At 66.1% G+C, this 13329-nt stretch carries 10 protein-coding genes; 2 read left to right on the top strand and 8 right to left on the bottom strand.

Translation table 11 applies throughout. From position 1 onward, the window contains the following. Positions 1–193: 193 nt before the first annotated feature. From prfB to QI450_RS11005, 8 genes are all read right to left on the bottom strand, one after another. Positions 194–1309, bottom strand: coding sequence for a peptide chain release factor 2 (gene prfB, locus QI450_RS10970; protein WP_226774398.1), 1116 nt, complete (start codon positions 1307–1309; stop codon positions 194–196). A gap of 65 nt (positions 1310–1374) precedes the next feature. Further along, positions 1375–1845 (bottom strand): pilus assembly protein TadG-related protein, encoded by a 471-nt coding sequence (locus QI450_RS10975; protein ID WP_226774397.1) that lies wholly within the window; start codon positions 1843–1845, stop codon positions 1375–1377. Next, the gene (locus tag QI450_RS10980) at positions 1842–2396 is read right to left on the bottom strand and encodes a hypothetical protein (protein ID WP_226774396.1); all 555 of its coding nucleotides are present in this window, start codon (positions 2394–2396) and stop codon (positions 1842–1844) included. Before QI450_RS10980 ends, QI450_RS10975 begins: the two co-directional genes overlap by 4 nt. Beyond that, on the bottom strand, positions 2377–2775 hold the full coding sequence (locus QI450_RS10985; protein WP_226774395.1) for a TadE/TadG family type IV pilus assembly protein: 399 nt from the start codon (positions 2773–2775) through the stop codon (positions 2377–2379). The genes QI450_RS10980 and QI450_RS10985 overlap by 20 nt, the downstream gene beginning before the upstream one ends. 3 nt (positions 2776–2778) lie before the next feature. Further along, positions 2779–3033 carry a hypothetical protein gene (locus tag QI450_RS10990; protein WP_226774394.1) on the bottom strand — a complete coding sequence of 85 codons (255 nt, stop codon included), beginning with the start codon at positions 3031–3033 and terminating at the stop codon, positions 2779–2781. A gap of 54 nt (positions 3034–3087) precedes the next feature. Further along, positions 3088–4029: a type II secretion system F family protein gene (locus QI450_RS10995; RefSeq protein WP_226774393.1), complete on the bottom strand. Its 942-nt coding sequence runs from the start codon at positions 4027–4029 to the stop codon at positions 3088–3090. Then, positions 4026–4880 carry a type II secretion system F family protein gene (locus QI450_RS11000; protein ID WP_226774392.1) on the bottom strand — a complete coding sequence of 285 codons (855 nt, stop codon included), beginning with the start codon at positions 4878–4880 and terminating at the stop codon, positions 4026–4028. Before QI450_RS11000 ends, QI450_RS10995 begins: the two co-directional genes overlap by 4 nt. Beyond that, a complete protein-coding gene (locus tag QI450_RS11005) occupies positions 4880–6103 on the bottom strand; it encodes an ATPase, T2SS/T4P/T4SS family (protein WP_226774391.1) in 1224 nt (407 codons plus the stop codon). Before QI450_RS11005 ends, QI450_RS11000 begins: the two co-directional genes overlap by 1 nt. 634 nt (positions 6104–6737) lie before the next feature. Here QI450_RS11005 and QI450_RS11010 point away from each other — a divergent pair. Beyond that, positions 6738–9614 carry a GH25 family lysozyme gene (locus QI450_RS11010; protein ID WP_348994514.1) on the top strand — a complete coding sequence of 959 codons (2877 nt, stop codon included), beginning with the start codon at positions 6738–6740 and terminating at the stop codon, positions 9612–9614. 640 nt (positions 9615–10254) lie between these two features. After that, complete coding sequence (locus tag QI450_RS11025; protein ID WP_282468008.1) at positions 10255–13002, top strand: M43 family zinc metalloprotease; 2748 nt, start codon at positions 10255–10257, stop codon at positions 13000–13002. The last annotated feature ends 327 nt before the right edge of the window (positions 13003–13329 follow it).

Below are 13329 nucleotides of genomic sequence, written 5' to 3' on the forward strand. Positions count from 1 at the left end.
CTAAATACCCTGCAGGACATGGACAGGTACATCCCGGTTCTGCTGCCGGCGCGCGGGCTTTCTAGTGGGGGAAGTAGAGCTCCGGCTTCTCGACTATACGCACGGGCCCCGGCGGATCGGCCCGAGTGCCGGGGCGTGTCGCAGGATTAGGCGGCCAGGACGGGTGTGCCGCGGAAGTAGGGCGTGTGTGCGGCTATTTGTCGGCGTTGCGGTTGTCGGTCCGCCAGCGGATGCCGGCATCAATAAAATCGTCGATCTCGCCGTCGAACACGGCCGAGGTGTTGCCGACTTCGTGCTCGGTGCGGAGATCCTTGACCATCTGGTACGGGTTCAGGACGTACGAGCGCATCTGGTCGCCCCAGGAGGCTTTTACATCGCCGGCGAATGCCTTCTTCTCCGCGTCCTCCTGCTGCTTCTTCAGCAACAGGAGCCTGGACTGCAGCACTCGCAGCGCGGCCGCACGGTTTTGCAGCTGCGACTTCTCGTTCTGCATCGACACCACGGTGCCGGTGGGGATGTGGGTGAGGCGCACTGCGGAGTCCGTGGTGTTGACCGACTGGCCGCCGGGGCCGGAGGAACGGAAGACATCGACGCGGATCTCATTGTCCGGGATGTCGATGGAGTCCGTCTGCTCGATCAGCGGGATGACTTCGACGGCGGCGAAGGAGGTCTGCCGGCGGCCCTGGTTGTCGAAGGGACTGATCCGCACCAGGCGGTGGGTGCCGGCTTCGACGCTGAGCGTGCCGTACGCGTAAGGGGCCTTGACCTCGAAGGTGGCGGACTTGAGCCCTGCTTCTTCGGCGTAGGAGGTGTCCATGATGGTGGTCGGGTAGCCGTGGCGTTCAGCCCAGCGGAGGTACATCCGCAGCAGCATTTCGGCGAAGTCTGCCGCGTCCACTCCCCCGGCGCCGGCTCGGATCGTGACGACGGCTTCGCGGATGTCGAACTCGCCGGAAAGCAGGGTAACCACTTCGAGTTCCGTCAGTGCCTTGCGCACGGACTCGAGTTCCGTCGCCGCTTCACCCATGGAGGCGGCGTCATCCTCGTCCTGGCCCAGCTCCACCAGGACCTCAAGATCGTCTATCCGGGAGGCCAGCGAGTCAAGGCGTGCCAGTTCGGACTGCCGGTGCGAGAGCCGCGAGGTAATCACCTGCGCGGCCGCGGGGTCGTCCCACAGATTGGGTTCGCCGGCCCGTTCGCTGAGTTCGGCGATGTCCTCCTTCAGCCCCTCAACATTCGAAACGTTCTCGATCGAGGCGTAGGTGGCTCGGAGGGCGCGGATTTCTGCGGGAAAATCAATGTTTGCCATGGTTTTTTAACCCTACGCTATCCCCGCAGGCGGCCCGGACTGGGCTGCCTGGCAGCGCCGGGGCTCTAACGTGAAAGCCGGGAGCGCGCCGTCGAACTCGCTTCGATCCTGATGCCGTCGGGGATCAGGAAGTTGACCACGGGCGGGTGGACGGCGGCGCTGAGCACCACGACGGCGGTGGCCCCGTCCGGGCTCCCCGTCCCCGGGCCAACGGTGAGGCCGGCGAACCGGGTGAAGGCATTGCTGCGGTCCAGGAACTCGATGGCGGTTGCCCGCACGCGGGCGCCGGTCAGCACAGCGGTGGGGTTGCCGCGGGCCGCTTCGAGCTGTCCGAGTGTAAAGCTGTCTGCGGCGGCTACCGAGGCGCCGTCGGCCATCGACAGGAGCTTTTTGTGCTCGATATAGACACTGGAGGCGGCGATGACAACTGTCGAAAGAAGCAGGGCGAGCAGCACGTACCCGATGATCAGCACCATCAATTGACCGTCGTCGCGGCGCGGGCGGGAGACTAGTTGCGGTGCCCCGGAGCCGCTCATCGGGAGCGGCCCACCAGCTGCGTGGCGGAGGCGCTGAGCTGACCGGCGTTCAGGTTCAGCACGTCGCCGAAGGGAACAAAAGGCAGCGGTACGGTGAGGTGGACGGTGACCGTCACGGCCGTGCCCGCGGCCATGCAGTCGGCCGGGGCGCATGTGGTCTCGACCCGGGCATCCGCCGCGGGGTGCCCGTGGTCTGCGAGCGCCAGCAGCACGGCCTGCTCTGCGGCTGCCCGGGCGGCAGCGCCGTCGGGCTGCGCAACGAAAACCTTGGCGGCCTGGTCCGCGGCACCGACGACCGCAAATGAGCCGCTTTGGAGCGCTCCCATGGTGATGATGAAGTAAACCAGCGGCACCATCAGCAACAGCGACAGGAACGTAAATTCGACGACAGCGCTTCCCTGTTCTGCGTTCTGCGGGAGGCCGGCGTTGACTGCGCGGCACTCAACCGCCGACAGCCTGTGCCGAAACTGGCAGCGCGGTGGCTGCCAGTGCGCTGAATGCCAGTGCGGTGAGAGCCAGTGCGGTGGACGCTCAGGGCTGAATGGCAGCATGCCCTTTCACCTCCAGGGCTGCGCGGGGACCGATCAGCCCGATCACGGGCAAGGGCGCGCGCACAGTGACTTCCAGGGTCCGGATACCCTGGTACGTGGCCTCGCTGGTAGTGACGTCGGTGGCAAAATCCTGGTTGAGGGCGACTCCGATCAGCTGGACTGTCCTGTCCCGGGCATCCGCGGAACCGCGGTCCGCGAGGGTGCCGTATCTGGCGCCCGAGGCCGCGGCGTCGACCAGGGTATTCCGGACGTGGATGACAAGGGTGAGCTGGATGATGGCGAGGAAGAACAGCGTCAGCAGTCCACCCACAAGCACAAAGTCCACCACTGCCGAGCCACGTTCGTCAGTCCTGCCCCAGCCGCCTCGGGGCAGGGGCACGCGTTACTGCCCTACCTTGTCCATGGCCTGGTTGAACAGTGCCTCCAAGGCCGGGCCGGCGAGGGCGAGGAGGGCGGCGACGAGGATGGCGGACATCAGGGTAATCATCACCCAGCCGGGCACGTCGCCCCGTTCGCTCGGATCGCTGCGCCGTTCAGGATGCTCTCCGGCATCCTGCGCCGTGGAATGTCTTGCCGGTACGGGCAGCATGCTGATGGTGCAAAGCAACAGTGTCATCTGGTTGCGGATCTTTTTCACGTTCACTCCTTGGTTCGCATGTTCGGTTGATTTCGGTGTTTTCCTTTGCTGCGGTTAGAGGCCCATGCTGATGGCGGCGAGTCCGGGAAACACGGCGAATACGACCGTCAGCGGCAAGACGCCAAACACGACCGGCACCATCATTCCGATTTCCTTCTTTCCGGCCGACACCATGAGCTCGCGTTTGGCGGTATCCCGGACGTCCTGCGCCTGGGCCCGCAGCACTTCAGCCAGGGGGGTTCCCCGTTCGACCGCCACGATCAGCCCGTCCACAAAACGGAGAAGAGGGCCGAGTTCGGTCCGAGCGGAGAACTCCTGCAGGGCGTCCACGAGCGGCTTCCCCGCCCGGGTCTCGGCGAGGACCAGGGCGAATTCTTGGGAGAGCTCGCCTCGGGCGCTGCGGCACACTCTGTCCAGTGCCCCTGTGGCACTCTCGCCGGCGCTGACAGCCAGCGCCATCAGTTCGGCGATGCTGGGGAACTCCGCCATCATCCGCGCTTCGCGCTTTTTGATCCGGACGCCCAGCAGATAGTCCCGCAACAGAAACCCTCCGGCGGCGCTGCCGAGGACCAGCACAGCGGCGACCAGCGGGCTGAAACGCCCGGCCGCACCGAACAGCACGACGGCGCCGACTGCGGCCGCAAAGCCGCCGGCTCCCCAGAGAAGTTGTTCTGCCCGGAAATCGGCTGGCGACGCGGCACTCCCTGCCCTGGACAGACGGCGGTTCAACGTCAAGGAAACCGGATTCAACCGCCCCAGCGACCTCACGGCGTCGCCGATGACCGGGCGCAGAATTCTTTCCAGCGGCCCTAACGGTGTGATGTTCCCCGGCGCCGTGCGCAGCAGCCGGGATTCCAGATTGTGGGCCTTCAGCTGCGGGCTGATGCGTTCCACGAACGTTGTCGGCCGCATAAACGGCAGCCGGACAAGCAACAGCCAGAGGCCAATGCCCAGGACGACTCCGCAGACAACAGCTGCCGCCATCAGGCCGGTCATCGAAGGACCCGCTCGTCCGCAGGGAGGGCACCGATGCGGAGCATGGCGGCATAGGAGACCAGGGAAACTGCCAGTCCGCCGAGCAGTACAGCGGCACCGAGGGCAGTGTTGTAGGCAGCTACCGCTTCGGGGCGGCTGGCCATCAGCACCAGGACAAGCCAGGGGGCGGCGACCGCAAGCCGTGCTGCGTTGACGGTCCAGGACTGTCTGGCCTCCAGTTCGCTTCTGGTGCGGGCATTCTCCCGGAGGAATTCCGCCAGGGTTCCCAACAGCCGACCCAGATCGGAGCCCCCCACCTCCTTCGTCAGACGGAGCGCTTCGATAATCCGATCGGCGACGGGGTCCGCCAGACGGTCCTTCAGCCGGGTCAGGGAGGGGCCGAACTGCCCGCCGGCACGGTAGTCGGAGCCAAAGTCACGGAACACCTGCCGGAGCTCCTCGGGCCCCTTTTCGCCCAGCTGGATCAAAGCCTCCGGCAACGACAGGCCGGCCCTAATCGCCGAGCGAAGGTGGTCAACGACGTCGGGCCACAACTGTCGCAGCACGGCGGTCCGCTTCCGTGCGCGCCACGAAACGATGGCCATTGGCAGCCAGCCACCAAAAAGGCCAAAACAGCCCGCGATGGGCCATGACCGGGTCACCGCGAAGAAAACAAACATTGTGAACCCACCGACACCCAGGCACGTCGCCGCCAGGCCCGAGCCACTGACCTTCTCGATTCCGGCGGTGCGCAGAAGATCCTCCAGCCGGCTGCTGCGCCGTGCGGGGCTGGCTGGCTTGGGCTGTTCCCAGGCGGACCACCAGATCAGCAGGAATCCGGCGCCCGCCACCATGCCGATCAGTGCAGCCATCAGCGCGGCTCCAGCAGGGCTGCGACGTCGTACCCTGCCCGGGCAAACTTCTCCGCTGCCGGCATCGAATTGGCACTGGGCTGCAACTGGCCGTCAGCGAGGGCAAAGACCATGGAGGATTCGATAATGCCGTTCTCCACACGCCGGCCCAACGACAGGATCTCCGTAACTTCGCGGCGTCCGCTGGCGTTCCGGGCGCAGTGGACCACGAGGTCGATGCAGGATGCGACCGTAGGCACCACGAAGGCGCTCGAGATGTTCTCGCCTGCAAGCAAGGGCAGCGTGCAGATCTTGGTGACGGCATCGTGGGCGGAGTTGGCGTGGACGGTGCACATGCCGGGAAGGCCGGAGTTCAAGGCAATGAGCATGTCCAGGCTCTCGGCCTCCCGCACCTCGCCCACCACCAGGCGGTCGGGGCGCATGCGCAGTGCCTCCTTGACCAGCCGGCGCATGGGGATTTCACCTTCGCCTTCCAGGTTGGGTTGCCGGCACTGCAGCCCCACAACGTCCCGCAGCGGAAACTGCAGCTCAAAGATCTCCTCGACAGTAATAACGCGCTCGCGGGTACCGATGCTCGCGGCCAAACAATTCAGCATGGTGGTCTTACCCGCCTGGGTGGCGCCGGAGACCAGGATATTCAGTCCGCTTGCCACGGCCGCACCGAGGAACCGGGCGGCCTGGGGCGTCACGGTGCCCAACTCCACCAGGTGCTCAAGCCGACTGGCTTTTACAACGAACTTGCGGATGTTAATGGCCCAATGCTTTCTGGTCACGTCAGGAATGACGACGTGCAGGCGGGAACCGTCGGGCAGCGCTGCATCCACGAACGGAGAGGACATGTCGAGCCGTCGCCCGGAGCTCTTCAGCATCCGTTCCACAAGGTCCCGTACCTGCTGGTCCGTGAGCGAGACCGAGGTGAGCTCGGATTCACCGTTGCGGGCGACGTAGATCTCGTTGGGCGCATTTAGCCAGACCTCCTCAATGGCGGGATCGTCGAGCAGGGGTTGCAGTGCCCCAAAACCGGCCACGGCGTCGAAGACAAACCTCCGGGCCGATTCAAGCGGGCCGATGGGCGGGAGCGGGGCCAGCAATGCGCGCTCGTCGTAATCCAGGACGGCGGCCTCGACCAGGCGTCGGACCTCACCGGCCTGCCGCATGGGGTCCAGTCCGCGGCGGCGAATCAGCTCGCGGACTTCGTCCTCGACAATGCGAACAGCCTCCACAATGGCCCCCAGTTTGCCTATTCGCCCTGCTCCGGGGGCGCTGCAATTGGGTTAAAACTAGGGCTCCCCGCGCTTCGGAACAAGAGTCCGGTGCGGCGGATGTGGAAAACTACCCGCAGTTTTACAACAATTTTCACATTGGTAACACAAGAAACTCTGGTTTCACTACTTTCCCCAGATAGGGTGAGCCCGACAAGTCAGACATTCTCACCGCCCGGCAGCCTTTACGTGCTGAGCTTCGGGCGCGTGACCAGCGTGACACGGCCGCAATCGTGTCGTTGTTCCGGAGCGAAAAATGAAGCGGACCCTACTTCCCCCTACCAGTCACCTGGGCAGCCGGGTCGGAGCCACCCTACTGGCCCTCTGCCTCGTCGCCGGACCGGGACTGGCTGTTCCCGCCGGAGCCGTTGAACCGACACCGAGCGTCACCGCGACACCGGCGCCTACCTCAGCAGTTTCGCCCGCTGCAAGCCCCACGCCGGTAACAACGGCCCCAACCGCAACACCTTCCACCGCAACTCTGGCACCCGCGCCCAGTCCGGCGGCTCCGCCCACCACGGCAGGAACGACAGACCCCTCCTCGCCTACCAGTAAGGCAGCCTTAGCCGCGGCCATCGGTCCCGGCGGTGCCGAGATGGGGCAGAGCTCGGCACGCGTCGGATCGCACTCTGCCGGCAGCAAATCGCTGACCACTGAAGCCCTCAGCACTGAAGGCACGTGGACCCCCACTTTCGGTGTCCAGGGACTGGACGTCAGCGGCCATCAGCCAAGCATTAACTGGCAACAGCAATGGAATATGGGCGCTCGCTTTGCCTACGTCAAAGCCAGCGAAGGCAACTATTACGCCAGCGAGACTTTCGGTTCCCAGTACCAGGGTTCCCGTAGCGTTGGCATGATCCGCGGGGCCTACCACTTCGCTATTCCGAACTGGTCCTCCGGTGCGGACCAAGCCCGCTACTTCGTCCAGAACGGCGGCGGCTGGAGCGCTGACGGATCCACGCTTCCGCCTGTTCTGGACTTTGAGTTCAATCCCTACGCTGGCAGGACCATCAGCGGTTTCTACTTTGGTGACACGTGCTATGGCATGTCGCCCGGGCAGCTGGCGTCCTGGGTGCGCGACTTCGGGAACACGATGCAGTCACTGACTGGCAGGCTTCCCGTTATATACACAAATACCTCCTGGTGGAACCAGTGCTTAGGGAACCCGCCGGGCTTCGGGGACTACCCCCTGTGGGTCGCCGCATACCCGGGCTCCTTCACAAATAACGCGGGGCCGGTTCCGTCCGCAAGCTGGGGCACTTACAGCATCTGGCAGTACAGCAGCACCGGTCCCTACGCCGGCGACTCCAACGTCTGGAACGGCACCGAAGGGGATCTACGTGCATTCGCCGCAAATGGAGTCTCTGGCTCGGCAATCCAGGCGATTGCAGCGGTGGGGTCGTCGGCAGCCTCGCCCGGAACGCCGACTTCGGGAATTGTGTGCGGCCAACCCCAGGGCGGGTGCTATCAGGAGTACACGGGCGGGGCGATCATCTGGAGTCCAGCCACCGGGGCACACGCATCGTCAGGGGACGTCCGTGCGGCCTGGGCCCGGACCGGCTTCCTCGACGGCCCGCTGGGCTACCCGACATCAGACGTTATCTGCGGCCAGCCCGCCGGCGGCTGCTACCAGGACTACCAGGGCGGGGCGATCATCTGGTCCCCGACCACCGGCGCCCACCCCTCGACGGGACCGACCCGCACGGCATGGGCGGGATCCGGCTTCCTCACCGGCACCCTCGCCTACCCCACGAGTGACATTGTCTGCGGCCTGGTCAACGGCGGCTGCTACCAGGACTACCAGGGCGGCGCGATCATCTGGTCCCCTACCACCGGCGCGCACGCCACCACCGGGCCGACGCGGGCGGCGTGGGCAGGCACCGGTTTCCTCGACGGCCCGCTGGGCTACCCGAAGAGTGACATTGTCTGCGGCCTGGTCAACGGCGGCTGCTACCAGGACTTCCAGGGCGGCGCGATCATCTGGTCCCCCACCACCGGCGCCCATGCCACCACCGGCCCCACCCGCGCAGCTTGGGGCCGCACCGGCTTCCTCGACGGCCCGCTGGGCTACCCCACGAGTGACATTGTCTGCGGCCAACCCTCCGGCGGCTGCTACCAGAACTACCAGGCCGGCACCATCGCCTGGTCACCGACCACCGGCGCCCACCCCCTGTCCGGCTCCGTCCGCACAGCCTGGACCACCACCGGATCCCTCACCGGCACCCTCGCCTACCCCACCTCGGACGTCATTTGCGGCCTCGTCAACGGCGGCTGCTACCAGGACTTCCAGGGCGGCGCGATCATCTGGTCCCCCACCACCGGCGCCCATGCCACCACCGGCCCCACCCGCGCAGCTTGGGGCCGCACCGGCTTCCTCGACGGCCCGCTGGGCTACCCCACGAGTGACATTGTCTGCGGCCAACCCTCCGGCGGCTGCTACCAGAACTACCAGGCCGGCACCATCGCCTGGTCACCGACCACCGGCGCCCACCCCCTGTCCGGCTCCGTCCGCACAGCCTGGACCACCACCGGATCCCTCACCGGCACCCTCGCCTACCCCACCTCGGACGTCATTTGCGGCCTCGTCAACGGCGGCTGCTACCAGGACTTCCAGGGCGGCGCGATCATCTGGTCCCCCACCACCGGCGCCCATGCCACCACCGGCCCCACCCGCGCAGCTTGGGGCCGCACCGGCTTCCTCGACGGCCCGCTGGGCTACCCCACGAGTGACATTGTCTGCGGCCAACCCTCCGGCGGCTGCTACCAGAACTACCAGGCCGGCACCATCGCCTGGTCACCGACCACCGGCGCCCACCCCCTGTCCGGCTCCGTCCGCACAGCCTGGACCACCACCGGATCCCTCACCGGCACCCTCGCCTACCCCACCTCGGACGTCATTTGCGGCCTCGTCAACGGCGGCTGCTACCAGGACTTCCAGGGCGGCGCGATCATCTGGTCCCCCACCACCGGCGCCCATGCCACCACCGGCCCCACCCGCGCAGCTTGGGGCCGCACCGGCTTCCTCGACGGCCCGCTGGGCTACCCCACGAGTGACATTGTCTGCGGCCAACCCTCCGGCGGCTGCTACCAGAACTACCAGGCCGGCACCATCGCCTGGTCACCGACCACCGGCGCCCACCCCCTGTCCGGCTCCGTCCGCACAGCCTGGACCACCACCGGATCCCTCACCGGCACCCTCGCCTACCCCACCTCGGACGTCATTTGCGGCCAGCCCTCCGGCGGCTGCTACCAGGACTTCCAGGGCGGCGCGATCATCTGGTCCCCCACCACTGGCGCCCAGCCAAGCACCACAGGCCCCATCCGGGACCACTGGGGCAGCACCGGCTTCCTCACCGGCCCGCTGGGCTACCCCACCGGAGCGCAAACCTGCACCCCAGCCGGAGACCTCTGCAGCCAACAATTCACCGGCGGAAAAATCACATGGACACCCACAGGCGCATACATCGGCTAAGCCGCGGCCAGAGCCGCCCTGCCCGGTCCGTCTCATGCCGCCCAACGCCCTCATCCCGCCCTCATCCCGCCATCCATCCCCTGGATAGCCCCACCAAAGCCCCACCAAATCCCCACCTTTGGCACGGTATTTGGCCGCAATCCAAGGTATTCCGCAGCTTCTGGTGCGCTCCCCCGGTCGACCACAGCCCGGTCCGTAAAGTGTTTTGACTTCCCGGTCTCTCCCCGGGCAGCTCGCAGCCGCGCCCGAGGCGGCGCGTTGAATGAAGGAAACTATGAATCCCATTCGGTTGATGACAACTGTCTTTTCTGCCGTACTGCTGTCAGCGGCGACTATCACGAGTGCCTCCCTGGCACCGGCTCAGGCGGCACGGCCTTCAGCTGTCGTTCAGCATCCAGCGGTCAGCAGTGAGTCGACACCATCGCCGGCGCTTTCAGTCCCTCCGACCGCGCCAGCCCAGCCCGCCGTCGAACAGACCGCACCGACCCGTTCGGTCCTCGAGCAGACCGACGAGGCGCCCACGACTGACCACACCTTCGAAAAGCCTCCGGCGCCGGGAGCCAAAGGCCGCACGCCTGCAACCGGTATATCTACCGAATCGTATTCTCCGGCACGAGCGGGCGATATCAGAGTGTCTCTCGTGACCGTGCAGCTGGCCGATAAATCGCCGACCGAAACAGCCGCAATTTCGCTCCCGGCGGCCAACGCAGCAGTCGACGCAGCGAGCCGCTACTGGAAGACCATGTCAAACAACCGTTTGTCACTTTCTGTCGCCAGCACCCGCACTGGAGTGAAGACAGCCGCCACCTCGAACCAGTCCTACAGCCAGATCATGGATACTGTCACCCGAGAACTCAACTGGGTCACGAACCCCTACACCGCGTTAGTCGTTTTCATCGCGACGCCTACTCTGTCCTCAAATGCCTACGGTGCAGGATGGAGTACCTCCGGAATCAGCGGCCGAGTGCTCATGCCTCTCCCCGGAAGCCTCACAGACAGTGTCCTTACGCACGAGTTCGGACATGTCTTGGGCCTAATGCACTCGGACAGCCTGCAATGCCTGAGCGGGGCCTCGGATGTTGCAAGCACTCCCGGCGGCTCTTTCGCGGACTCAAGCTGCACGATCCGGGAATACGGCAACACGATGGACTTAATGGGTGTCTCGCAACGGAGTCAGCCGACGATCAGCTCGAGCCTGTGGCAGTATGGCGGTTTTGGCAGGGGAGACGAAATTCTCGATGCTGGCAAGATCGTCGACAGCAAGAGCTTCACACTTACGGCCTGGGCTGGAACTGCCTCCAAGCGGGCCGTCAAATTCACCGACCCCATGAGTGGAGAGGCCTACTACCTCGAACTTCGGCTACCCGTGGGATACGATACTGCCACTGCCATCGGCGGTAACCGAGGGGTAAACATCGTCCAGAATGGCGGATCCACCGCCGCCAGTTCCATTATTCTGATGCCGAGCACCAAGCCTTTTTCAAGCTCCTACGGCCAGAATCACGCGTGGCAGGCCGGCCAGACGTTCACGACGCACGCGGGGACGCGTGTGTCCATCGACTGGATCTCCGATTCGGCCGCCGGCGTGACCATTGAGTCAATCGCCGCTGTCGCTAGCCGAGCGATGGCCGCGGTGGCCTCGGCAACGGCGTCCCTCGGCAGCACGGCGTCAGGAGTCGTCTGCGGCTTGCGGGGAGGAGGCTGCTACCAGGATTACCAAGGCGGGGCGATCATCTGGAGTCCAGCCACCGGAGCCCAACCCACGACGGGAGCAATCCGGGCACGCTGGGGCGCGCTTAACTTCGTCGACGGCCCGATGGGCTACCCCACTTCTGCCGAGACCTGCGGCCAGCCCGCCGGTGGCTGCTACCAGAATTACCAGGGTGGCGCGATCATCTGGTCCCCGACCACCGGCGCCCATGCCTCCACTGGCACCACCCGAACGGCCTGGGCCAAGTCCGGATTCCTCGACGGCCCCCTCCGCTACCCAACCGGCGACGTAACCTGTGGGATGGCGCAGGGCGGCTGCTATCAGGACTACGAAGGCGGGGCGATCATCTGGAGTCCAGCCACCGGCGCCCACGCCACCACCGGGCCGACCCGTGCGGCCTGGGCCCGGACCGGCTTCCTCGACGGCCCGCTGGGCTACCCGACATCAGACGTTATCTGCGGCCAGCCCGCCGGCGGCTGCTACCAGGACTACCAGGGCGGGGCGATCATCTGGTCCCCGACCACCGGCGCCCACCCCTCGACGGGACCGACCCGCACGGCATGGGCGGGATCCGGCTTCCTCACCGGCACCCTCGCCTACCCCACGAGTGACATTGTCTGCGGCCTGGTCAACGGCGGCTGCTACCAGGACTACCAGGGCGGCGCGATCATCTGGTCCCCTACCACCGGCGCGCACGCCACCACCGGGCCGACGCGGGCGGCGTGGGCAGGCACCGGTTTCCTCGACGGCCCGCTGGGCTACCCGAAGAGTGACATTGTCTGCGGCCTGGTCAACGGCGGCTGCTACCAGGACTTCCAGGGCGGCGCGATCATCTGGTCCCCCACCACCGGCGCCCATGCCACCACCGGCCCCACCCGCGCAGCTTGGGGCCGCACCGGCTTCCTCGACGGCCCGCTGGGCTACCCCACGAGTGACATTGTCTGCGGCCAACCCTCCGGCGGCTGCTACCAGAACTACCAGGCCGGCACCATCGCCTGGTCACCGACCACCGGCGCCCACCCCCTGTCCGGCTCCGTCCGCACAGCCTGGACCACCACCGGATCCCTCACCGGCACCCTCGCCTACCCCACCTCGGACGTCATTTGCGGCCTCGTCAACGGCGGCTGCTACCAGGACTTCCAGGGCGGCGCGATCATCTGGTCCCCCACCACCGGCGCCCATGCCACCACCGGCCCCACCCGCGCAGCTTGGGGCCGCACCGGCTTCCTCGACGGCCCGCTGGGCTACCCCACGAGTGACATTGTCTGCGGCCAACCCTCCGGCGGCTGCTACCAGAACTACCAGGCCGGCACCATCGCCTGGTCACCGACCACCGGCGCCCACCCCCTGTCCGGCTCCGTCCGCACAGCCTGGACCACCACCGGATCCCTCACCGGCACCCTCGCCTACCCCACCTCGGACGTCATTTGCGGCCAGCCCTCCGGCGGCTGCTACCAGGACTTCCAGGGCGGCGCGATCATCTGGTCCCCCACCACTGGCGCCCAGCCAAGCACCACAGGCCCCATCCGGGACCACTGGGGCAGCACCGGCTTCCTCACCGGCCCGCTGGGCTACCCCACCGGAGCGCAAACCTGCACCCCAGCCGGAGACCTCTGCAGCCAACAATTCACCGGCGGAAAAATCACATGGACACCCACAGGCGCATACATCGGCTAAGCCGCGAGTCCTTAAACCTGCAATCGGGAGGACGCGGAGGGAAATGATTTCTTCAGGGCTCGTATGGTCCGTACGCTCCGGTTTTCGACTCGCGACATTGCCCGCGTATCAGCCGCGCAAGAGCAACAGTAACCACTAGTCTGGTCGCTGGAGCCAAGACTGTAATTCAATTTGGGGGACAAATGAAGATTCATCGACAACATTACTTATCCACTTGCGCTGCGCTGGGAACTCTAATCTTCGTCGCAGCCCTGACTACGCCGGCGCACGCAGAGCCGGCGCCTGTCCCTAGTCCCGTTTCGGCGCCGGCAACAGCGACCCCAACGG

It is taken from the genome of Arthrobacter sp. EM1, from assembly GCF_029964055.1.
Taxonomy (GTDB): domain Bacteria; phylum Actinomycetota; class Actinomycetes; order Actinomycetales; family Micrococcaceae; genus Arthrobacter.

Bases quoted from the DNA above. Each gene is read 5' to 3' on its own strand.
- prfB (WP_226774398.1), bottom strand. From the start codon at position 1,309: ATGGCAAACATTGATTTTCCCGCAGAAATCCGCGCCCTCCGAGCCACC.
- QI450_RS10975 (WP_226774397.1), bottom strand. From the start codon at position 1,845: ATGAGCGGCTCCGGGGCACCGCAACTAGTCTCCCGCCCGCGCCGCGAC.
- QI450_RS10980 (WP_226774396.1), bottom strand. From the start codon at position 2,396: ATGCTGCCATTCAGCCCTGAGCGTCCACCGCACTGGCTCTCACCGCAC.
- QI450_RS10995 (WP_226774393.1), bottom strand. From the start codon at position 4,029: ATGACCGGCCTGATGGCGGCAGCTGTTGTCTGCGGAGTCGTCCTGGGC.
- QI450_RS11000 (WP_226774392.1), bottom strand. From the start codon at position 4,880: ATGGCTGCACTGATCGGCATGGTGGCGGGCGCCGGATTCCTGCTGATC.
- QI450_RS11010 (WP_348994514.1), top strand. From the start codon at position 6,738: ATGGGGCAGAGCTCGGCACGCGTCGGATCGCACTCTGCCGGCAGCAAA.